This window comes from Lentibacillus sediminis (assembly GCF_002763455.1).
Taxonomy (GTDB): domain Bacteria; phylum Bacillota; class Bacilli; order Bacillales; family Amphibacillaceae; genus Lentibacillus_D; species Lentibacillus_D sediminis_A.
Genome location: NZ_NIXK01000003.1, coordinates 217,888 through 239,197, shown reverse-complemented (window position 1 = coordinate 239,197; position 21,310 = coordinate 217,888). Strand labels below are relative to the sequence as shown.

At 45.0% G+C, this 21,310-nt stretch carries 18 protein-coding genes, 1 pseudogene and 1 other annotated feature; of the genes and pseudogenes, 7 read left to right on the top strand and 12 right to left on the bottom strand.

The genetic code is table 11. From position 1 onward, the window contains the following. The first annotated feature begins 17 nt into the window (after positions 1 to 17). Positions 18 to 1,187, top strand: coding sequence for an amidohydrolase (locus CEG13_RS08345; RefSeq protein WP_100011410.1), 1,170 nt, complete (start codon positions 18 to 20; stop codon positions 1,185 to 1,187). A 107-nt stretch (positions 1,188 to 1,294) separates the two neighbouring features. Here the strand turns inward: CEG13_RS08345 and metG are convergent. The 3 genes and pseudogenes from metG to CEG13_RS08330 all read right to left on the bottom strand — a co-directional run bounded on the left by metG (position 1,295) and on the right by CEG13_RS08330 (position 5,308). Next, positions 1,295 to 2,934 (bottom strand): annotated as a pseudogene (gene metG / locus CEG13_RS08340) (methionine--tRNA ligase). A 59-nt stretch (positions 2,935 to 2,993) separates the two neighbouring features. Then, positions 2,994 to 3,263 (bottom strand) — a binding site (T-box leader). 94 nt (positions 3,264 to 3,357) lie between these two features. Next, positions 3,358 to 4,569, bottom strand: coding sequence for an ABC transporter permease (locus tag CEG13_RS08335; RefSeq protein ID WP_100011409.1), 1,212 nt, complete (start codon positions 4,567 to 4,569; stop codon positions 3,358 to 3,360). Next, complete coding sequence (locus CEG13_RS08330) at positions 4,562 to 5,308, bottom strand: ABC transporter ATP-binding protein (RefSeq protein WP_100011535.1); 747 nt, start codon at positions 5,306 to 5,308, stop codon at positions 4,562 to 4,564. Before CEG13_RS08330 ends, CEG13_RS08335 begins: the two co-directional genes overlap by 8 nt. A gap of 474 nt (positions 5,309 to 5,782) precedes the next feature. On the opposite strand from CEG13_RS08330, the gene CEG13_RS08325 reads away from it, so the two are divergent. From CEG13_RS08325 to CEG13_RS08310, 3 genes are all read left to right on the top strand, one after another. Then, on the top strand, positions 5,783 to 6,211 hold the full coding sequence (locus CEG13_RS08325; RefSeq protein WP_100011408.1) for an HIT family protein: 429 nt from the start codon (positions 5,783 to 5,785) through the stop codon (positions 6,209 to 6,211). Positions 6,212 to 6,341: 130 nt separating this feature from the next. Continuing rightward, complete coding sequence (locus CEG13_RS08320) at positions 6,342 to 6,860, top strand: tryptophan transporter (RefSeq protein ID WP_100011407.1); 519 nt, start codon at positions 6,342 to 6,344, stop codon at positions 6,858 to 6,860. Positions 6,861 to 7,455: 595 nt separating this feature from the next. Further along, positions 7,456 to 7,815: a YtxH domain-containing protein gene (locus tag CEG13_RS08310; RefSeq protein WP_100011405.1), complete on the top strand. Its 360-nt coding sequence runs from the start codon at positions 7,456 to 7,458 to the stop codon at positions 7,813 to 7,815. A 665-nt stretch (positions 7,816 to 8,480) separates the two neighbouring features. Here CEG13_RS08310 and CEG13_RS08305 read toward each other — a convergent pair. The 3 genes from CEG13_RS08305 to CEG13_RS08295 all read right to left on the bottom strand — a co-directional run bounded on the left by CEG13_RS08305 (position 8,481) and on the right by CEG13_RS08295 (position 11,537). Continuing rightward, positions 8,481 to 9,407, bottom strand: coding sequence for a glycine betaine ABC transporter substrate-binding protein (locus CEG13_RS08305; RefSeq protein ID WP_100011404.1), 927 nt, complete (start codon positions 9,405 to 9,407; stop codon positions 8,481 to 8,483). Positions 9,408 to 9,481: 74 nt separating this feature from the next. Beyond that, a complete protein-coding gene (locus tag CEG13_RS08300) occupies positions 9,482 to 10,345 on the bottom strand; it encodes an ABC transporter permease (RefSeq protein WP_100011403.1) in 864 nt (287 codons plus the stop codon). Then, positions 10,338 to 11,537 carry a quaternary amine ABC transporter ATP-binding protein gene (locus CEG13_RS08295; protein WP_100011402.1) on the bottom strand — a complete coding sequence of 400 codons (1,200 nt, stop codon included), beginning with the start codon at positions 11,535 to 11,537 and terminating at the stop codon, positions 10,338 to 10,340. The genes CEG13_RS08300 and CEG13_RS08295 overlap by 8 nt, the downstream gene beginning before the upstream one ends. Positions 11,538 to 11,979: 442 nt before the next feature. On the opposite strand from CEG13_RS08295, the gene CEG13_RS08290 reads away from it, so the two are divergent. Next, complete coding sequence (locus CEG13_RS08290) at positions 11,980 to 12,456, top strand: GbsR/MarR family transcriptional regulator (protein WP_100011401.1); 477 nt, start codon at positions 11,980 to 11,982, stop codon at positions 12,454 to 12,456. A 24-nt stretch (positions 12,457 to 12,480) separates the two neighbouring features. Here the strand turns inward: CEG13_RS08290 and CEG13_RS08285 are convergent, their stop codons facing one another. Then, a complete protein-coding gene (locus tag CEG13_RS08285) occupies positions 12,481 to 12,837 on the bottom strand; it encodes a DUF1878 family protein (protein ID WP_192869527.1) in 357 nt (118 codons plus the stop codon). 142 nt (positions 12,838 to 12,979) lie between these two features. Between CEG13_RS08285 and CEG13_RS08280 the strand changes: the two genes are divergently transcribed. Together CEG13_RS08280 and CEG13_RS08275 are read left to right on the top strand one after the other, a co-directional pair. Further along, the gene (locus tag CEG13_RS08280; protein WP_100011400.1) at positions 12,980 to 13,522 is read left to right on the top strand and encodes a DUF3267 domain-containing protein; all 543 of its coding nucleotides are present in this window, start codon (positions 12,980 to 12,982) and stop codon (positions 13,520 to 13,522) included. A gap of 177 nt (positions 13,523 to 13,699) precedes the next feature. Beyond that, a complete protein-coding gene (locus tag CEG13_RS08275) occupies positions 13,700 to 14,728 on the top strand; it encodes a peptidylprolyl isomerase (RefSeq protein ID WP_100011399.1) in 1,029 nt (342 codons plus the stop codon). A 269-nt stretch (positions 14,729 to 14,997) separates the two neighbouring features. Here the strand turns inward: CEG13_RS08275 and CEG13_RS08270 are convergent, their stop codons facing one another. The 5 genes from CEG13_RS08270 to CEG13_RS08250 form a co-directional block, all read right to left on the bottom strand. Beyond that, positions 14,998 to 15,192 (bottom strand): sporulation YhaL family protein, encoded by a 195-nt coding sequence (locus CEG13_RS08270; protein ID WP_100011398.1) that lies wholly within the window; start codon positions 15,190 to 15,192, stop codon positions 14,998 to 15,000. A gap of 215 nt (positions 15,193 to 15,407) precedes the next feature. Next, positions 15,408 to 16,355 carry a 3'-5' exoribonuclease YhaM gene (gene yhaM, locus CEG13_RS08265; protein WP_100011397.1) on the bottom strand — a complete coding sequence of 316 codons (948 nt, stop codon included), beginning with the start codon at positions 16,353 to 16,355 and terminating at the stop codon, positions 15,408 to 15,410. Positions 16,356 to 16,477: 122 nt separating this feature from the next. Continuing rightward, complete coding sequence (locus CEG13_RS08260; protein ID WP_239984598.1) at positions 16,478 to 17,026, bottom strand: GbsR/MarR family transcriptional regulator; 549 nt, start codon at positions 17,024 to 17,026, stop codon at positions 16,478 to 16,480. Positions 17,027 to 17,077: 51 nt separating this feature from the next. Next, positions 17,078 to 20,023 (bottom strand): ATP-binding protein, encoded by a 2,946-nt coding sequence (locus CEG13_RS08255; RefSeq protein WP_158234663.1) that lies wholly within the window; start codon positions 20,021 to 20,023, stop codon positions 17,078 to 17,080. Between the two features lie 2 nt (positions 20,024 to 20,025). After that, a complete protein-coding gene (locus CEG13_RS08250; protein WP_100011395.1) occupies positions 20,026 to 21,264 on the bottom strand; it encodes a metallophosphoesterase family protein in 1,239 nt (412 codons plus the stop codon). Positions 21,265 to 21,310 lie beyond the last annotated feature (46 nt).

Sequence of the window (21,310 nt, the reverse complement as noted above, 5' to 3'; positions counted from 1 at the left end):
TAATGGGAGGTTTTTTAATGCTGGAGAAAATTCATCAATCCATTGACGAACACTATTCTGAGATGGTTGAAACACGCAGATACTTGCATCAGTATCCAGAAGTATCGTTCAATGAAACCAAAACAGCCAAATATATCGCTGATTTTTATCAAGATCTGGGCATCCCTTATCAAACCGGAGTTGGCGGCAATGGAGTAATCGCCACCTTAAAAGGCGGAAAACCCGGAAAGACAGTGGCACTCCGGGCAGATTTTGACGCTTTGCCAATTCAGGACGAAAAAGATGTTCCGTACAAATCAAAAGTCGATGGCGTCATGCATGCATGCGGCCATGATGGGCATACTTCCACTTTGCTTCACTTGGCCAAAGTGATGCAGCAATACCAGGAGGAGCTGCCAGGCACAATCGAATTTGTTCACCAGCATGCGGAAGAGTATGCACCAGGCGGGGCAAAACCAATAATTGAATCAGGTGCGCTTGACCATGTCGATGCCGTGTTTGGCACTCACTTGTGGGCTACGACACCGCTTGGTGTTTTGCAAACTACCAAAGACGTGTTTATGGCAGGCACCGACCGGTTTCAGCTTACCATTCAGGGACAAGGCGGACATGGTGCTTATCCGCATGAGACAAAAGATGCGATCGTGATTGCCTCCCAGGTCATCACCCAGCTGCAGCAAATTGTTGCGAGACGCCTTGATCCAATGGAAACAGGAGTCGTTACCATTGGAACGTTTGAAGCGGGGTCGGCCTTCAATATCATTGCCGATCAGGCAAAATTAACCGGGACTGTGCGCTTTTTAAAGACGGAGGTCCAGGAGCAAATTATTGAAGAAATGGAAAAAATCATTAAAGGAACCTGTGTCACCAATGATGCTTCCTATTCGTTCGATTATGTGAAAGGATATCCGCCGCTTGTAAATCATGCCAACGAAGCCGAGATAGTACTTGAGGCTGGGCGGAATCTGGAAGAGATCCACACTGCCGAGGAAGTCGTACCGGTAATGGGCGGCGAGGATTTTGCCTATTACACTTTGCACAAACCCGGCGCCTTTTTCTTCACAGGAGCCAACAAAGAAGGTAACCCATATCCGCACCATCACCCAAAATTTGATATCGACGAGCGGGCCCTGCCTATTGCAGCGAAAACATTAATCTCTGCTTATTTTGGTTATCAGTATGAGTGACTTTTTCGGGTAATATTAATCACACAAAAAAAGCTCAGAGTATTCATGTAGCTCTGAGCTTTACTTTTAAATTAGCTTATTAAATTAAAGTTTACAATACAATCTGATCAATAAGAAACACCTTCCTTCAGACTTCTCACCTCTTCCTCAATTTTTGCCGTATCTATTCTTTCAAAAAGTGGCTTAACATCTTTAAGTGATCGGGAGACAACCTCATCAATCTCATTCCATTTTGGCTTACCTAAACTCAGCATATAATGCACTTTTTCGCTTGATAAAGGAAGGAACGGATATAGGATTTGCGCCAGGTTTGCAATAATGTAAATGCAAGTTACTATTGTGTTATCACATGAAGGAGTCTGTTTTTTTATTTGAATCCAGGGTTTCTGTTCATCAAAGTATTTATTTGCGTACCTTATGAATTCAAACATCTCTTCCAGACATTGTTTAAAATGAGTATTCTCAATTAGATAACTTACTTTATTATAGAGATTAACGACTTTAGCCTTTATTTCCGACTCAACTATTCCTACAGGTATTTTTCCGCCGTAAGATTTCTCGATAAATTTTAACGTTCGATTCACGAAATTCCCATAAGCCCCAAGCAACTCGCTGTTATGACTGTATACAAATTCCCGCCATGAAAAATCTGTATCTCTGTTTTCGGGTGCATTAATAGTCAAAAAGTAACGGATCGAATCAGGATCATACCTTTTTAACATATCCGGAACCCATACCGCCCAATTTCGACTTGTAGAAAGCTTTTTGTTCTCTATAGTTAAATACTCGTTTGAAACAATGTGAGTTGGAAGTGCCCTTTTATCGATACCCATGAGTATTGACGGCCAAATAATTGCGTGGAAAGGAATATTGTCTTTCCCATGCACATAATAAGAAACCACTTTGTCGTCCCAAAATAATGCGCTATCCTGATTTTCGCTTTTTGCCCACTGTGTGCTGGCCGAATAATAGCCAGAAACAGCTTCAATCCATACATATACTTTTTTATTCTCGTACCCTTCTACTGGAACACTGACGCCGTTGGACAGATCTCTCGAAACGGCTCGATCATGCAGCCCTTCCTTCAAATAACGTTTAGTTAATTCAATAGCATTGTCGCGCCACAAGTTATTTGTTTTCGCTTGCTGGACGTATGCTTCAAGTGTTTCCTGGAACGAACTAAGCTTGAAATAAAAATGCTCGGTTTCCTTTGTCACCGGGGGTCCCCACATACTTTGCATGTTCTATTCAACAACTCTAATGATTCTAAAATATTGGAGCAATAATCACATTGATCTCCCCTAGCCTGTTTTCCACAATGAGGACAAACTCCTTCTACAAATCGATCCGGCAAAAATTGATCACAGGAAGGGCAATAACACTGCTCTATTTTTCTTTTGTGAATTTTACCGTTGTCCAGCAACTTGAGAAAAATGGCTTGCACCGTCTCGTGATGGTGGTTTTTATCTGTTCGGGTGTAGCAATCATAAGTAAAGCCTAATTTGCTAAAACAATCCTGAAATTCTTCATGATATTTATCCGCAATCGTCTTAGGTGATACTCCCTCTTGCTTGGCCTTAATAGCGATCGGTGTTCCATTACAGTCACTCCCTGACACGTAGAGAACCTCTTCGCCTTTTAAACGAAAATACCTTGCTAATATGTCGCCTGGCAACAAACTCGCTAAATGACCTAAATGTAAGGAACCGTTCGCATATGGCCATGCACCACCAATAAAAACCCTCATTACTTTTAGCCTCCAGTCACTATAAAATTAAAAAACCTCGTCCTTAGACAATTTGTTTGTCTAAGGACGAGGTATGATCCCGTGTTACCACCTTAATTTACTAATAATTCACATTATCAGTCTCAATAAGTACGGAGCGAAAAAATCTACTCTTATACTTTGACATTTGTAACGAGTGTCAAGTCTCGTCAAAGCTTATTTCAGAAACTGAAAGTCGGCTTCAAAGCTCATAGGCCATTTTCAATCAATTCTTTTCTGCCTCTTTTCAGCTGCCGAGGCTCTCTGTATGAAAATGAAGTTTGATTTACTTTCCTCATCATTGCCTTTGTTTTAAATTGATTTTCTTTATTATTACACAAAAAAGCAAAGTTTAAAAGCATTTATTAAAAATTGTGTTATTCAATAATTTGGCCGAAGCAGTATTCACGCTATCTTCTTTTTCACATACCCATTAATAAACAAATAAGTAAACAACACCCCGCCTGTCAGTGCCAGGAGACCTCCTGCGAACTCCCCGGAAACCAGGAATACGAGGGCAAACAGGACAGCCTGGGCAAACGTAAGCTGAAACAGCAACGTCACCAACGATCTCTGCCGCAGCTTCTGCTCCAGCGGATAAAGATCCAGCCAGATAATTGTCCGGTGATGATGATATAATGCCATCATCTGGAAACAGCTCAGATAAAGGAACAGAATAGCAAACAAAAGACTGATCCACAGATTGGGGATGAAATAGATAAACAGCCCGCCAATCACCACAAGCCGGAGATACATCCCCAAATAGTCACCGCTGCGGATGAATGTAATCCGGTAAAGATAGTCATAGCTGCGCGCCGCAGCAAATGGCATGTTACTGACAAGTGAAACCAGCCATTGCCGCTTTTTCACACGGCTTTTCAAATGTGGCACCTCGCTGAACATGCTGGCAAACCGATAAAAAGCATGCATCCGGTTCTGATCCTTTTCCACCAGCAGATCCCACGCAATGCCGGGCTGCTTTTTAGCCTGACTGTAATCGTACAGGAAAACGCCAATAAACAGGAGAGTTGCCACACCTGCAAAAAACACCTCTCCCCTGACAAGAAAATAAAACACGGCAATATTCATTAATGTGCGGGCAGTCAAATCCAGGCGCCGCACACCTGCATCTCTGATCCGGAGCATCCACCAGTTGGCAAGTAGGTTCCAGACTTTAAACACAAGCACAACCAGCAGTGTCCATAAATAAACCTCGCCGGTACGCTCAGGAAATGCCGCAAAATATAACGGCCCAAACGCCGCAGCTACAAGCAGGATGACATATAACTGAATAACAAAGCTGTAAATAAGCGCATTACGAAAATAAGCGTTCATCTTATTTTCTGCCGCAATTAAAAAGAACAGGTCAGGCTCTTTCAACAGTGTCCTTACAGGGCTATAGCTGACAAGCAGACCGAGTCCAGCACCAATGATCAGTGCGACAGGGAAATTCTCCGGCAGCATCGTGAGCCACCGCTGGTAATAAAAGGCCAAAGCAGAGATAAAAAACAGCATGGCAATCATCAGATGGCCATTAAATATGTAGCGCAAGTAGCGGCTTAATTCTTTCAGATGAGCGGAAAACCGCTGCTTGAAAAAATTATTGGAATCAAACATGGCTATCCTCTTCCTTCGTCAGCTGCACATACAAATCATCCAGTGTCGCTCGCGGCATGCTGAATTCCTCCCGCAGTTCTTCCAGCGTCCCTTTTGCCCGAATCACTCCGTCATGCAATATAACAAACCGGTCACAGTAACGCTCCGCAGTCGCCAGAATGTGTGTCGACATCAGGACTCCCGAGCCATTATATTTCATCTCATCCATCAGCTGCAGATAGGATTGAATGCCCAGCGGATCCAGACCCACAAACGGCTCGTCCACAATATACAGCGGCGGTTCCAGAAGAAAGGCACACATAATCATCACCTTTTGCCTCATCCCTTTGGAAAAATGCACCGGGAACCAATTGAGCCGCTTCTCCATCCGGAACTCTTTTAACAGCGGCGGCAGTCTTTTCTCAAACACGTCCTCCGGAATATCATAAGCCATCGCGGTCAAACGAAGATGTTCATGAAGTGTTAATTCATCATATAATATTGGCATCTCCGGAATATAGGCCATTTGGCTGCGGTAGGTTTCCGGATTATCCTGAAAGGTTTTGCCGTTGACCTGGACCTCTCCCTTTTTCGCATGCATAAGCCCGATAATATGTTTAATGGTTGTGCTTTTCCCTGCCCCATTCAATCCAATCAGACCAACGATTTCTTTCGGCCGGACATCAAATGAAATGCCATGGAGCACATTTTTATGGGTATACCCGCCATGCAGGTTTTCAATACGCAGCAACGGTTGCAACATGTCTCCTCCTCTACAATCCATTATATAAATTTTACCATTATTTAATGGCCTGCACCAAAAGAAAGTGAACATTACTTTTCGACATTTTTCCCTTTCCGTGCATATTTCCCCTTGTTCCTGTTCATATTAAGGAAGGGAGAGGCGAGGATGTCCAAGATTCACTGCAAAAAATTCGCGTTCCACGCAAATGAGGTGTTAGTGATGGGCAGCCTAAAGATTGATTCTTGTGCCAGTTACTGTCCAGTTTCCGCTGGTTTCTGGCATTAAGACAGTTTGTAAACCATCTGTTAATTCACGAAAGTGTTATTTAACCGTACGTTTACGAAAAAGTCCCCGATTGAGATGTCAGGATCATCCTCTCTCTTCTTAAGCAGGCGGGTCTGCCATGAGGCGGATCCGGCCTGCTTCTTGCTTTACATAAGCTCACTCTTACAGATACAATAGAAAAAACAGACAAGGAGTGAGTGCAGAATGAGCCACGAAGATTGCATTTTTTGTAAAATACTGGACGGGGAAATCCCCTCTGCCAAAGTCTATGAGGATGAACATGTCTATGCTTTTCTCGATATCAGTCAAGTGACAAAAGGGCATACATTGGTCATTCCGAAAACCCACACAAAGAATATTTATGAGACCCCGCCGGAAGTTGCCAGTGAGTTATTTGCCCGTGTGCCGGCCATTGCCAATGCTATCAAGGAAACATATCAGCCGGTTGGAATGAACTTGTTAAACAACAATGAACCGCCTGCAGATCAGTCGGTTTTCCACTTGCACATACATATTCTGCCGCGCTACGGCGAGGATGACGGCTTTTACGCAAATTGGCAAATCAATGCTGACAAATACACATCGGAGGATTTGCAGAAAATCGCCGGTGAAATCAGTGCATCGATTAAGTAAGCCTTTCATCTGAAAATTACTTCTTTTGATTTCACCCGATATCTGTTATAATAAAAACATATTTCGCAGCTGACAACGAGTGTACAGCTGGAAGTAAAATTAGCTTAGCTGAGAAGAGGAGAGGAAGAGAATGAACGTAAGAGTCTTAATTTTTCTATCATTGCTGGTGGGAATTGGTGCGGTATTGCACACGGCTGCCCCACCCATATTTGGTGTCAAACCGGATATGCTGCTGTCCATGATGTTTTTAGGCATAATCTCGTTCCCTAAACCGAAGTATGTAGCACTTTTGGCCATTGTGACAGGGATGATCTCCGCCCTGACAACGGCAGCACCCGGAGGACAAATCGGCAATATGATCGACAAACCGATTACGGCATTTGTGTTTCTGGGGTTGTTCCTGCTCGTGAGAAACAGGATCCCGGAGACGCTCAGCGCTCCTGTGCTTACGGCGATCGGGACAATGATCAGCGGATCAATTTTCCTTGGCGTCCTGCTATTCGTGCTTGGTGTGATGCAAGGGACCTTTATTGCCCTGTTCACAGCGGTAGTGCTTCCTGCTGCAGCGATTAATACGGTGATCATGGTCATCGTTTATCCAATCGTTCAGGGAATATTAAAGCGGGCGCGGCCTATAACAGCAACATGAACCACAGCTCTTAATCCCCTGACACGATAACAGTCAGGGGATTTTTTAAGCTCTTCTCGTAAGTTTTGTTGCTTATTTATTTTGCAGGTGATAAAAACTGCGATATAGGCCGCCGCTGCGGAAATACCCCTCGCTTTCCGCGGGAAGCTGCCGAGCCCCTTGTGCTATCGCACTGCGGGTCTCGCCTAAGCTTTTCTTCCCGCAGGAGTCTCGGGGTGTTTCCTCCGCTGATTGTTGTGTCTTTCCATCTTTCAACTACTGTGTATTTAAAATCCACTTCCTGCTCAGGCCCAGACATGTGCTTCATCGCAGGAGTCGCTGACACTCTTACCAGCGAAGGAAATACATGGAGACTCCTGCGGGAGGATAGGCACAGGTGAGACACCGCAGTGCGCAGCACAAGGAGGCTCACCGGCCGCCCGCGGAAAGCGGAATGTATTTCCGTAGCGGCATGTTAAGTCACGTTTATAGATATTTTGATGAAAACAACATATTTTTTAACAGAAAAGGTTTTCTCCGGGTTTTCTTATTACCGGTTTAATAAACACCAAAAAAGAGAAATAATAATAATGATTGGATAAAGGAGCGGATGATGATGGCAAATGGAAAATCAATTGCATTAGGAATTTTGGTCGGCGGCACTGTAAGCGCAGCAGCAATACTCTTAAGCACTCCTGCTTCCGGCAGTGATATGCGCGGCCGCGTGCGGGATCAAGGCGTGGAATGGAAGGAAATGATCGCCAACCTGAGACGGGATGGACTGCGTCTGAAAACTCAACTGAGAGAAACCTCCAAAGAAGGCGCTGCATTAATCAAGGACCTCACCCATGAAATGAAAAAATCAGTGCAGGAATGGAAAGACACGGTGGAACCGCATCAGGAGAATATTTATCAGTATCTGGAGCAAATTGAAGGCAGTTTGAGAGAACTGGAAGAAAAGGTGAAGAAACAGTAACGAAAGCAGCAAATTAACTTCACAGCTTATTAAATACCAACATAATACTCGCATTACAGAAAAACCGGAATGGCACACCTTTCACAGGATGCCATTCCGGTTTTTTATCAAGGATATATTTCCAAGTTTTCTTGCTTATTTATTTCGTAGTTGATGGAAACTGCGACATAACCTGCCGTTTACAGCTGCGGAAATACCTGCGACTGAGTGCGCGTTGATTTCCGCTACGGGCAGCCGCTTTCCGCGGGCACGGCTTCAGCCTCCTCGGAAGAAGATCACTTCCTGCGGGGTCTTCAGACTCGTGCTTTTCCCGCAGGAGTCGGCTGCCCTCCGCTCCAATCAACCATCAAAAGTGGATGGGAGGTGGATTTAAACAGCAGTAAAGTCGCAAACCACCTCAGTAAGCGGAGGAAATACCCTGAGACTCCTGCGGGATGATAAGCATAGGTGAGACCCCGCAGTGCGACAGCACGAGGAGGCTCACCAGCGCCCGCGGAAAGCGAAGGGTATTTCCGCAGCGACGATGAGACCCACCACTTATAATTTACGTCGCAGTTTATAGATATTGTGTAAAGACAAATTTTTTTCAGAAAACAACCTTTATCAATAAATAACATGCAAAAAGCCGGGACATATCCCGGCTTTTTGCTAATCTTATATTCGTTTTATTGCTCTACATCCGCTGTCCATTCAGACACGACATCCTGATTTTCTTCTACCCAAGTTGCGGCAGCATCTTCAGGAGAGGCACCTTCTTGAATGGCAACCATTACCTCTTCCATGGAAGAAGTTTCCCAGTAGAAGTTATCCAATACACTGTAGACGTTTGGCATATCTTCTTCCAGTCCTTGACGCACCATGGTGTCAATGGTTTCTGCTTCACCGAACCCGCCTTCAGGGTCCTCCAGGTACTTCACGTCATATGTCTGGAACTTCCAGTGCGGGGACCAGCCTGTTACCACGATTTCCTCTTCGTTTTCAATCGCTTCACCAAGCGCTGTGGTCATTGCACCGCTGGAAGAGGTCTGTAATTCCCAGTCAGCCAGGTTATCATAGGATTCCATTGCTGCTTCAGTTGCAGCCACTACACCTGCTCCCGGCTCAATGCCTGTGATGGTCATATCAGCCTGAGAGTCAAGGTCTGCAATGGAATTTACATCCATATAAGAAGGAACCACCAGTCCGGTTTTCGCTCCTTCCAGGTTTGTGCCCAGATGCTCCACTTGATCGCCATATTCTTCAAATTGCGCTTCATGAGTCAGTGGAAGCCAAGCGGCAACCATTCCATCTGCTTCTCCGTTTGCAACAGCTTCCCACATAACCGCATTGTCAAGCGGTGTCGTTGTCACCTCATAGCCTAGGTCTTCCAGCACTTTGCCGACTACATGAGTGGAAGCTACTTCTGTATCCCACTCCACATAAGCAAGTTCTACTTCTTGCCCTTCACCAACAGCTCCGCCTTCAGAACCGCCGTTTGAAGATCCGTCTGTCGTACCTTCGTCAGACGACCCCCCGCCACCACAGCCGGCAGCCACCAATGATAGAGAAAGTCCAGCCGCCAGGCCGAGACGTTTCCAGTCAAATTTAAACATAAAACTAAAATCCCCTTTTCTAGAATAGACTTATATATATGGAAACTTTTCATAGAGAAAAGATACCAACTCTTTTACGACGCCTTACCTCTCGTCATATTTTGGGTAATGCGGTCGATAATTATTGCCAGAATAACAATTCCTATACCGGCAACAAACCCTGTACCAACAGAAGCACGCTGTAGGGAAGAAAGAACCTCAGCTCCCAGTCCCGGTGCCCCGATCATGGAGGCAATAACCACCATCGATAAGGAAAGCATCACTGTCTGGTTGATTCCAGCCATAATTGTAGGCCTTGCCATTGGCAGTTCTACTTTAAATAACTTCTGCGATCCGGTGCTTCCAAATGCGTCGGATGCTTCCACCAGTTCTTTGGAAACCTGGCGAATGCCTAAATTTGTCAGCCGCACTGTTGGCGGTGTAGCAAAAATAAGCGATGCAAAGACACCTGGCACATAGCCGATGCCGAAAAACGCTACGGCAGGAATTAAGTAAACAAATGCCGGCATCGTCTGCATAAAGTCGAGCACCGGCGACAAAATAGCCTCCAGCACACGGCTCTTGGACATCAAAATCCCAATTGGCACCCCGATAATAATGGAAAGAAGACTCGCCAAAAGAACAAGCGTGACCGTGTTCATCAAGTTGTCCCAATGCCCCTGGTTATAAATAAACCAGAGACCGACAATCGAAAAGGCCGCCAATCCAAATTTTTTCCCCGAAATAAAGAAGGCAATAACTGCTGTAATCAGGATAAGGATCACAGGTGGAATTCCCATCAAAACAGTTTCGGCCACAAATTCCATCACGATGGTCAGATATTCCTTAATCGGATCAAATAAAAAGGCAAATGTATCGGTGAGCCAATCGGTTACTGTTTCCGTTCCTTCAGCCACCGGTATCTGCGGAATAAAATCAAGCATACCTGTATTAGCCATTATCAATATTCACCTCGCCATCTCCTGTCAGTGCAGCAATAACTGCACCGCGAACAATAATTCCCATCAGTTTGCCGTCTTCCACTACTGCTACTGGAATCGGCGAATCATGGATGATATCAAAAATTTCCTGCATGGACGTACCTTTATCCACTCTTGGTATATCGTTTTTTAATATCCCATCAAAACTGTTGGCATCCTTTTTCCGTGCTTCGGAAGCATCGTCAGCGGTAATATATCCTTTCAGATTCCGCTTGCTGTCAACCACGAACATGCTGGAAAGCCCTTCTTCTCGCATGCGCTCCAAAGCCACGCGCGGTCCATGTTTTTCAATATTGACGGTTTCCGGACGCTTCATGATATGTTCCGCTGTCAGGACCTTGGATCGATCTACATCCTCAACGAATTTCTCCACATAGTCATTTGCCGGATTAACGAGAATTTCTTCCGGTGTGCCGATTTGCACAATCGACCCATCCTTCATCAGGGCAATCCGGTCACCAATCCTGAGTGCTTCATCCAGATCATGGGTAATAAACAAAATGGTTTTCTTCATTCTGGACTGAATGTCGATTAGTTCATCCTGCATGTCCTTGCGAATCAGCGGATCAAGCGCAGAGAACGCCTCATCCATCAGCAGGAATTCAGGGTCGTTTGCCAGTGCACGGGCAAGCCCGACACGCTGCCGCATCCCACCGGAGAGCTGATTCGGACTTTGATTCACATAATCGCCCAAGCCAACCAGATCCAGTGCCTCTTTTGCTTTTTTCTTACGTTCTTCCTTTGGCACCTTTTGGATTTCCAGACCAAATTCAGCATTTTCCAGAATACTGCGGTTCGGGAACAATGCAAAGTTTTGAAACACCATGCTCATTTTTTCCCTGCGCACCTGGCGAAGTGCCTTTTGATCCATTTTGGAAAGTTCCTCTCCATCAATGAGGATGCTGCCCTCAGTTGGCTCAATCAGCCGGTTGATCAGACGAACCAGTGTTGACTTTCCGCTTCCGGACAGACCCATAATGACAAAAATTTCTCCGGCTTCCACCGAAAAAGATGCCCGGTTTACCCCGACTGTATTGCCGGTTTCTTTTAATATAGCATCCTTTGACAGACCCTGATCCAGGAGCTTTAACGCCTGCTTAGGGTTTCTGCCGAATACTTTTGACAGATTTTTCACTTCAATGACCGGCATGTTTTTTTCACCTCGTATTCGTATTTTAAAATTTAAAACCCGGCTTACCCGCCAAGCTTATTTCGCGGCAGGTCTCCATTGTACTTATGAAGATAATAAAGTATATATTTTATTTATCTACCAGGAATGCAGAAATGTGCCTATGACCTTTGCATCAGAAATACTGCACGCAAAAACAAATGAAACCTCTTTCGTTCATTTCTTCGCCGCTCCCTCATTTACCTACCTTAACACTATAAACCATATTGCATTTTCATTACAAACTTTAAACAACGTCAATTTTGTACATTTTTTACGTACAGTTTATTCTGTACGTAGTTTATTAAGCTATTACGTTGTTTATCTCCTTTTTGCTTTGAAATACGGTACAATATCCGATTTTGATAATTTTGGAGTCTAGTGTAACCTTTAAGTAATAGCGATTTAGGGGGCATACACAGCTATGACAGAAGTGAAGCAGCTGACAGAAAAGGTTATGATTGAATTTGCAAAAACCATCGAAATGTTTGACCTGAGTCCTATGGAGGCGCGGGTATTTTCTTATTTATACTTGGCTGATGAAGCGCTTACGCTTGATGAAATGGCCGAAGCACTAGGCAAAAGCAAGACCTCGATGAGCAACAGCATCCGTAACCTTGCTGATTTAAACCTTGTTTCCCAAGTCTGGAAAAAAGGCGTCCGCAAAGATTTGTACCAGGCAAACACGCAACTTTTCAAGTCGTTTATGACTTCCTATATTAATAAATGGATTGAGGCAGCGAATTATCAGAAAGACAATTTGGAAACCATTCTCGAACAAGCCCATGCAGAAGGCGTTCGTTTCCCAGATGAAGAAGGTACAAAAGAAGAAAAACTTTCCGCAATCATTGAATTCCATCAGGATGTCGAAACGCTTTTCCGAAAGATCAAACCTCAATAAACAGGAGCTGACGCATCATTGCGCTCAGCTCCGTTTCTTTTCCTCCCGCTGGATAATCCTAATAAATTCCCCCATAAGTTCAGGGAAATATCCTTCTGTCTTCAGTGCAGTGATTGTCACATGGGGATCGAGCTTCTCATTCAGCATGCCGGCAAAATGGATGAGCAGCGAAGTGAAATCCAGCAGCCCTTCTTCTTTTTGCACTTGATAGGTTTCATCCAGTCTCTCCAGCAGTTGAAAAAATCCTTCATACTCTTCCCAGGATAACTCATGTTCAATAGTTAACTTCGTCAGTGGATAATCATTCATATCAATCCGTTTCATCAATAATTGCACATGAAAAGCTGTCATATCAGCACTATTTACAGGCGGTTTCTTCATCTCGATCCCCCTTCCCTGAGCAGTCTCATAAAGTTTATATATATTTTACAAAAAACCTATTGATTTTTACCCTGAAACGTACTATGATTCTCTGAGGCAGATAGTCATTCCAATGGAAATTTCAAGACAGGAGGGATCCACAATGAATTGCTGGAAATCCGTTCATTTAACCAAAGAGTTCGGTCAGCACCGATTATATATGGTGTCATTTTTGATCAGTGTCACAGCGTTTATTGCCCTGTATGTACCTGCTTCCGTTATGCATGAATTGAGACAGGTAAATGAAGCTGGGTTTGTCCCTTTTCTTGCAGCTGTTCTGCTCCTGCCGGCAGTTCATGCCACTATGCATATTTTACCATTGATTCTAATGAAAAAGAGCATAAAGATTTATTATAAACCGAAAACGAAAATGCTGCCTGTCTTTCACTATTATACAAAAAGTCATCTGACCAAAAAAGCATCACTGACGACGGCACTCGCTCCAACGTTCCTGCTGACATTGCCGGGAATATCGATGAGTTACCTTTCGCCCGACTATAATTTTTATCTTATCATGCTGACAGCCATTCATATTGGCATGACTTTTTCCGATTTCCTGTATGTCAGTCATGTCAGCCGGGCACCTAAAGACGCGTATATTGAAACACACAATAACCGTGTGGATATATTATTGAAAGCAAACTGACTCGGATGATTAAATCCGGGTCTTTTTTTACACACTCGCTCTCCCAAATGTGGCGATTTATAGGTAAATCGATGGTATTTTTACGGTTTTCTGCATAGACTATTTTTTTTATACCAATTGTATGGTATATTTATCAATGTGCAAACTAGAAGTACATAAAGATTAGGAGTGTTATAAATGAAAAAGCTAGCAATTGCTGTCACACTCAGTGCCAGTGTTTTTGGTTTAGCTGCATGCAATTCCGGCGACGGGGAAGTAGTTGTGGAAACCAGCGCCGAAAATGTAACAAAAGAAGAATTCTATGAGGCGTTAAAAGACAGCCAGGTTGCACCGCAAGTCCTGACTCAATTGGTGGCAGATAAAGTCCTTGCAGCCAACTATGAAGTCTCAGACGAAGAGGTAGAGGCAGAACTGCAGCGGTCTAAAGATCAACTAGGCGATAATTTCCAGGCCGCGCTTGAACAAGCAGGCTTTACTGGTGATAATGCTGAAGAGCAATATAAAGAAGTTCTGCGCTCCAGTCTTCTTCAGGAAAAGGCAGTGACAGAGGATATAGAGGTTCCGGAAGAGGACATCCAGCAGCGTTATGACCGGATGCAAACAGAAATCCAAGCTTCGCATATTCTCGTTTCTGATGAAGAAACAGCGAATGAAGTGAAATCCCAGCTGGAAGACGGAGCAGACTTTGCTGAATTGGCTGCTGAATACTCCACGGACGGATCGGCACAAAATGGCGGGGAACTTGGTTATTTTTCTGCTGGTGATATGGTGTCGTCATTTGAAAATGCCGCCTATTCACTCGATGTGGGCGAGGTCAGTGACCCGGTTCAATCGCAGCACGGTTTTCACATTATAAAAGTAACGGACAAGCGTGAAACCGAAGAAGAACTTGGCTCCTATGAGGAAATGAAAGACCAAATCCGCCGTCAGCTGGCTGCACAGCAAGTAGATCCAATGCAGGCACAGCAAAAAATCACACAATTGATTCAAGACGCTGAAGTCGATGTGCAGATTGAACAGTATGAAGACCTGTTTGCTCCAGCACCAGCGCCAACACAGCCAGGAAGCGGAGGCTCGCAAGGTGAGGGCGGAAACAGCGGTTCTGGAGAAGGCAGCGGTAATTCAGAAGGCGAATCCGGCGATAGCGGCTCCGAAGAAGACAGCGGAAGTGCGAAAGGTGAATCAGAAACAGAATCACAGGAATAAAGCAGACAAAAGGCTAATACATCAATTGTATTAGCCTTTTTTATTGCTTGTAATGCATGAATGAATTAAGAATGCTGTTATTTCTAAGAGATTGTTGCTTTTCAAGATAAATGCACAGAGCAACCAGTATACACGCAGACTCCTGCGGGAGGAATGGCTTCGGTGAGACCCCTTAGTGCTCAGCTCGAGGAGGCTCACCAGCCACCCGCGGAAAGCGAAGTGTATACTGGTTGCGGTCTCGGATTAACAAAAAGGTTAAGAAACAGCCATTAATTAGACCGCTGCCTTCTTTGTTCCCGTATCTGTTTTTCTTCTTTCATTCGGTCGATATATACTTTCCCCTCACGTTCAATAAACTGCTGGTCCTGCTCCCGCTCTTCCTGCATGGTTTTGAATGCCATATATCCACTGAGAAAAATGAGAAGGGTAACTAACACGACCCATAAGGGTATCCCCAATAACATATTTGATCCTCCCCTTGTCCATTCTTTCTATCAGATTATATGTACAAGCTAAGGGAAAAATGACCAGATTATCGCAGATTAACAGGCAGTAAAACCCCTCCATCTAAAGGTAAAAGCAAGCCGAATATTTTAGGAGGGGATAAACTGCCTGTAAAAGCCCGATTGGATCAACTAACATTCAGTGGGAGAAAGCTCCCACTGAATGAAGTTTCACTTTATCTCCCTTCAAATAATGGTTTATAAAACGAGCGGTTATCCAGCGCAAACAAGCGATCCGTAAACTCACCAGGCTTCACTTTCTCCAGTGCCCGGTCCATCATATTCATTTTGGCATCAAGCAAATCGATCAAGTGAAGAATTTCCGCCTCTCTTACCAGCGGTGGTTTTGGACTGCCCCACTCCGCCTTACCATGATGGCTTAACACCATATGCTGAAGAATCAGCACTTCTTCTCCTTCAATTTGCAGTTCTTTAGCCATAATCCCGATTTCTTCCACCATCATCGGAATGTGGCCAAGCAGCTTGCCTTCCGTGGTATAGCTGGTCGTCACGACACCGGATAATTCTTTCAGCTTTCCAAGGTCATGGAGAATAATCCCGGCATACAGCAAATCTTTGTTCAGTTCCGGGTACAACACATGCAATTGCTTGGCGATTTCCAGCATACTCACAATATGATGTGCCAGCCCTGACACATAGTCATGATGATTTTTGGCAGCGGCTGGATAGGTCAGCAGTGTTGCCTGATATTTTTTGATAAATGCCCGGACGATGCGCTGGATCACCGGATTTTCCATTTCGAAAATAATTTCCCGAAGCTTTTCAGCCAGCACTTCCTTCTCCACTGGGGCTTTCTCCACAAAGTCGGAAACATATACTCCATCTGTTGCCTGCGCGGGCCTCACCGAGATAATTTTCAATTGAGCTTTCCCGCGGAATTGGTTAATTTCACCGGTCAGCTTGACAATTTGTTCTGGTATAAAAATAGTTTCATCTTCTTTCGTAGCATCCCACAGCTTTGCCTCTATTTCCCCTGTTGCATCACGCAAAATAAGCGTTAAAAACGGCTTGCCATTGCTCGTGGTTCCTTTTGTAGCTTCCTTGATCAGCATAAATGAGTCAATCGTATCCCCGACTTGGGCATATCCAATGCCTTTTTTCATGTGAGCTTCCTCCCCCTGTATCAGACAGAACTATTTTCAGCTCTGCCAAAAAGGATTGACAAATCGAGTCCGGGCCCTTAAATCATCCCCAGCTCTGTTTATGCCAATCCCTGTTTCTGTCTTTATTTATTCTTAGGTATCACATCGAAAATTTCTCCGGATTCTACCACACTGATAAATTTCATCAGCCATTTATAATAATTTTTTGCATAGGCAAGCCGGTCGATGTCCATCTGGATTTTCTCTCTCAATTCGTTGTCTTCTGTACTCTTTAGAACCTCTTCCAGCTCGGCAATCGCTTCTTCGGCTTCTTCAATATTTGTCTCTGTATGCTGGCGCCAACGGTTCCCAAACAATGAGGTGAAGGATTTATACCAGTCTTCCTCTGACCGGTAGAGGTCTTTGCGGATGCCTCTTTTAAACGTGGATTCCACCATTTTCATATCAGACAGGGACCGCACCCCTGTTGACATGCTCGTTTTGCTCATTTCCAGCGCCTCTCGCATATCATCCAGTGTCATCGGCTGATCAGCGAAATAGAGAACACCGTACAGCCGCCCGACAGAAGGAGTAATTCCATACAGATTCATATTTTTTGCGATAACCTGAATAAATTTTTCGATTGTTTCATCATGCTTCTCCCAGTTTTTTGCTTCCTTTTCCTCAGACAATGGATGTCCCTCCATCTGGATGTAATCTGAAAATAATTTTATCATTATTTGTCACTGAATGCGAACAGAATCGTGTGCGGCCGCTGCCACTTCCTGTCGGGACGTGAAAATAATTACCTGCTGGCGGCTGGAAATGTCCTCGATTATCTGCATCATTCGCTTCGTTCTCGCAGCATCAAAATGGACAAACGCATCATCCATCATGAACGGCATTCGGTGTTTTTCACTCATGATTTCACTGACTGCCAGTCTCAGTGCAACATACAGCTGATCCATTGTACCTTTGGATAGTTGCTGCACATTGTAGCGCAGGCCTTCCGCCGATTCCGCCTGAAACCCTTCTTTGCCAGATGGCGCGAAGACAGTTTCATATAGATTGCCGGTTAAATGACGGAAATGACCTGAGGTTTTTTCCATCACTTTGTTTAAATACTTGTCACGGTAATTCCGTTTTGTTTCCGCAAGCATTTCTCTGGCGGTTTTAACGATGGCCCACTCCTCTGTTAGTTTGTTTAATTGCTCTGTTTCCATATCAAAACGGTGCATTGCTACTGAGTGGGTTTCGGATGACTCCATGGCACGAAGGTCTGCATGAAGATCCGCCTGCTGCTGGCGTAATTCTTCCAGCCTTTCCTCTGTCATCCTGATTTTTTCCTGTACTGCTTCCCGGGCTGTTTCCAGTTCGGCTTGATTCGGCTGCTGCTCTATAAATGCCTGCCAATCCGCTTGGGGAAATATTGCGGAAAGCTGCTTCTTAAGCTCCTGCAGCCGCTCCTGAACTTGTTTCTTTTCATTAAGCTCGTCCGCTCTGCGGTAATACGCTTCCTCTGTTTTTGTTTCAGCTATGGCAAAGAGGGCATCGAATTCCTTTTCATAAGTATCAATTTTCTTTGTCAATTCCCCAACCTTTTCCCTGCCTTCACGGACGAGTTGCAGATATTGTTCCCGCTTCCTCCTAAGTTCTTCTTGTTCGGCGAGAAAATCCTTCAGCACCGCATATTGGCTGCTCATCGTTTGCTTGGTTATTTCCCAATTCATCCCCTGCGCAAACTTGTTTATCGCATCTGCCGGTGTTTCCATTGCCTGCCGGAGAGATTGCAAAATCGTTTCCTGTTGCTGCCGCTCCCTCTCCTTACTGATAAGCTGTTTGAGCGCAAAAAAGAATTCCGGCCAGTATTCGATTTCCACTTGTCGCAAAAATGGATAGGTCTCATATTGCTTGGAAATCCGGGAATTGAGCCGTGCTGTCTTCTCTTTCACTCCATTCCTTTTTTCCGTCAATTGTATCCAGTCCAGTTCGGCAGTTTTCATCTGCTCTTCCAATGAAGCTGCTTCTCTCTTCTTCTTTTCATGTCTCTCCAAAAGCTGTTCTGCTTCATTCTTTTCTTCCTCTGTGATTTCTTTTTTCACGGAGGTCTCCGGTCTTTGAAATAGGTATCGTTCCATCTCTCTTATATCCCGCTGGCCCCAGATCCACTGAGCCACTCCGGCTGCTGAGAGCAGAACCGCAATCCAAAGAACTTGAGTATAGTCCGCCGTCATTCCAATGGCACCGGCAAGCACTGCCAGTATCATGCTGGCAATCAGTATTTGCTGGTGCTTTCTGCCTTTGTCAGCTTTGGTTTGCTTCCATTCCGTCTGCTTTTGGCCGGATTCCTGCTTCAGCTTGTGGAGAAGATGCTGTTCACGGTGTTCATTGACTTTCTGCTGAAGTTCATTTACATTGTTTTCCGGCAGCACCTCATCTTCTGCCTCTTGCAGCTGGTTAAGCAGGTAATTGTGCTGCTGTTTCGCCTGATTTCCTTCCTGTTGGAGCTGCTCTTCATCCATCTCCAATTGGACGGAGGCGTTTTTCAGCTCGTTCCATGCTTTTTCTAAATGAAATGGAAGCTCAAGCTTGGATAGATCCTGTGCACTTAGACCCACGTTCAGCTGCTGAAGCTCTGCGTTGATCAAAGTCTTCAGCTCCTGAAGCGACTTTTGCGTTTTTTCCAGCTCTTTTTTAGTTTCCAGGTATGGCTCTTTCTGCTTCATGAGTTCCTGCGCCTGTTCATAGACACTGTGGGAAGTCATTTCCAGCGCCAACTCAGCCGCTTTTGCCTGATGATCTCTAAGATTGTCCTCGATAACTCCCTGTTCACTTTTCAGCGGCAGCACGCTTTCTTTCAACTTTTCCAGCCGTTCCAGTCCATTCTCTGGGAATGGAAGATGTGCCGGAAAGGTTTCACTATGTTCTTTTTGCCGTTGATACTCTAATACAAGTGGCAGGGCCTGCAGTTTTTTGCCAAGATCGGCCAGCTCTTTTTTGCTTGTATCCAATATGGCTCGTTCCTTTTCTATTTCCGCTGAGATATCTTCTGCTCGTTCCTGCCTTTCCGAGTATGCTCCCAGGCTGGCTTTAACCTCCTGGAGGTGTTTCAACTGACCATCCAGCTGCTCCAGCTGCCGGTTGATCACCGGCTTTTTTCCATAGGGCTTGAACAATTCACCTAATCGGCTGTCCAGCCGTTTTTCAATTTGATAAATATTATTAGACCCTGTCAGCCCTATACCAAGCAGCATTTCACCGACGTCATCCTCATTCATTTTCTCAAGACCCTGTAAATCAAGCGCGGAAAAGGAAAACACCGACTGGTAGGTTTTCAGGGTCATTCCATAGAGCCGCTGTTTAAGCCAATCTTCTTCATGTGTCTGGCCATCCGGGGTATAACAGATTGCTGCTCCATTACGCACTCCGTCCAGCCGCTCAATGGTAAACATTCCCGCATGTTCATCTTCTGCTGTTAATCTGCCGCCCATTTTCCCGCTCATCTTTGGCTGGTAAAAGGCGCGCTGTTTCGGTGGCATGCTAAACAGCATAAACAGAATAAACTGCTGCAGACTGGATTTGCCGGATTCATTTTCCCCGTACAGCACGAGAGCGGAATTGCCGGATAAATCAATGGTGGCATCCACCCATTTGCCGAACCCGTAAATATGTGCCTGTTTCAAACGCATCGTCATCCCTCACTACTCAAAAGCTCGTTTAAAAGTAATTGTCTGGCTTCGGTTTTTATCCTGGCTTCTTCCTCGTCCGTCAGCCTTCTCAAGTGCTTACGCGCCTGTTTTTGTTTATAAAGATCCTCCAAAAATGGACGGATCGATACTTCATCAAAATGGCGGCTTAACTCACCGATAAAATGCTCACCCTTGGATGCCTCTCCCTCTGTCACAGCAGAATAAAGCTCCACCTGAGAGCGAAAAATATATTGCCAGTCCTGCTCTTTGGCATTTGATTCGTTAACGAGATCGATAACGTCTTCCAGCGCCCGCTCCTGTTCCCACTGTTTCAGCGTGGGATTATCGCTCGTCAATGTCAGATTCACCAGTCTCGAACTGCGCTGAGCCGCTTTTTCGAGTTCCTGCTGAATTATCTCCTCCAGCTGATATGCCTCCTTGCATCCGGACACATCCGCTGTGACGGATACAAACTGGATTGGCGCCAGCGGAACGAACTCCAAATGAGGGGCCCCCCCTTGTTTGCTCAATACAACATGGTAACAGCCCTTTTCCCCCGATTCTTTCCGGCTCCTTCCCTGTATATTTCCAGGATAGACAATCGGCGGATCGTTTTTTAACATTTGCCGCTGGTGGATATGACCCAGCGCCCAATAGTCAAAGTCTTTTGCTGTCAGATCACTCAGCTGAAACGGAGCGTACATATCATGCTCGGTATTGGTATGTAAACTGCCATGCAAGGTGGCAATATGAAAAGGAATCTCCTCATCACCGATCACGTAGTCATTTGTTTTATTCCCTGTAACCGCGCGATTTTCATAACTGAAGCCGTACACCGCGGCAACAGGCTCCCCGTCCCTGTAATGAGTAAAACTTGAGATATTCTCACCCGGAAAAACATGCACGTTCTCCGGATAGGTCACAGCATGGGACCCACCATTTAAATAATCATGGTTGCCATAGGAAAGATAGACCTGAATATCATGCCGCTTAAGCGTCTCAAATGCCTGACGCAATCGAATTTGCGCTTTCAGACTCTGCCGTTCCTGATCAAACAGATCGCCGGCAATAATCATAAAATCCACATTTTTTTCGATTGCTGCCTGCACCAATCTCTTCAGCGCGGTGAAGGTGCTCTCTCGTATCGCTTCAAAAATATGTCCCGGTGCGGCGGCCAGTCCCATAAATGGGCTGTCCAGATGCAAATCGGCGGCATGGATGAATGAAATTTCCTTGCTCATCGACTCCCCTCCCCTCTATAAATCTCTTATTGTTATTCTAGCAAAA

Excerpts from the sequence above, each read along its gene's own strand:
- CEG13_RS08345 (WP_100011410.1), top strand. The coding sequence starts at position 18 with ATGCTGGAGAAAATTCATCAATCCATTGACGAACACTATTCTGAGATG.
- CEG13_RS08335 (WP_100011409.1), bottom strand. The coding sequence starts at position 4,569 with ATGTTTGATTCCAATAATTTTTTCAAGCAGCGGTTTTCCGCTCATCTG.
- CEG13_RS08325 (WP_100011408.1), top strand. The coding sequence starts at position 5,783 with ATGAGCCACGAAGATTGCATTTTTTGTAAAATACTGGACGGGGAAATC.
- CEG13_RS08320 (WP_100011407.1), top strand. The coding sequence starts at position 6,342 with ATGAACGTAAGAGTCTTAATTTTTCTATCATTGCTGGTGGGAATTGGT.
- CEG13_RS08310 (WP_100011405.1), top strand. The coding sequence starts at position 7,456 with ATGGCAAATGGAAAATCAATTGCATTAGGAATTTTGGTCGGCGGCACT.
- CEG13_RS08305 (WP_100011404.1), bottom strand. The coding sequence starts at position 9,407 with ATGTTTAAATTTGACTGGAAACGTCTCGGCCTGGCGGCTGGACTTTCT.
- CEG13_RS08300 (WP_100011403.1), bottom strand. The coding sequence starts at position 10,345 with ATGGCTAATACAGGTATGCTTGATTTTATTCCGCAGATACCGGTGGCT.
- CEG13_RS08295 (WP_100011402.1), bottom strand. The coding sequence starts at position 11,537 with ATGCCGGTCATTGAAGTGAAAAATCTGTCAAAAGTATTCGGCAGAAAC.
- CEG13_RS08290 (WP_100011401.1), top strand. The coding sequence starts at position 11,980 with ATGACAGAAGTGAAGCAGCTGACAGAAAAGGTTATGATTGAATTTGCA.
- CEG13_RS08285 (WP_192869527.1), bottom strand. The coding sequence starts at position 12,837 with ATGAAGAAACCGCCTGTAAATAGTGCTGATATGACAGCTTTTCATGTG.
- CEG13_RS08280 (WP_100011400.1), top strand. The coding sequence starts at position 12,980 with ATGAATTGCTGGAAATCCGTTCATTTAACCAAAGAGTTCGGTCAGCAC.
- CEG13_RS08275 (WP_100011399.1), top strand. The coding sequence starts at position 13,700 with ATGAAAAAGCTAGCAATTGCTGTCACACTCAGTGCCAGTGTTTTTGGT.
- CEG13_RS08270 (WP_100011398.1), bottom strand. The coding sequence starts at position 15,192 with ATGTTATTGGGGATACCCTTATGGGTCGTGTTAGTTACCCTTCTCATT.
- yhaM (WP_100011397.1), bottom strand. The coding sequence starts at position 16,355 with ATGAAAAAAGGCATTGGATATGCCCAAGTCGGGGATACGATTGACTCA.
- CEG13_RS08255 (WP_158234663.1), bottom strand. The coding sequence starts at position 20,023 with ATGCGTTTGAAACAGGCACATATTTACGGGTTCGGCAAATGGGTGGAT.
- CEG13_RS08250 (WP_100011395.1), bottom strand. The coding sequence starts at position 21,264 with ATGAGCAAGGAAATTTCATTCATCCATGCCGCCGATTTGCATCTGGAC.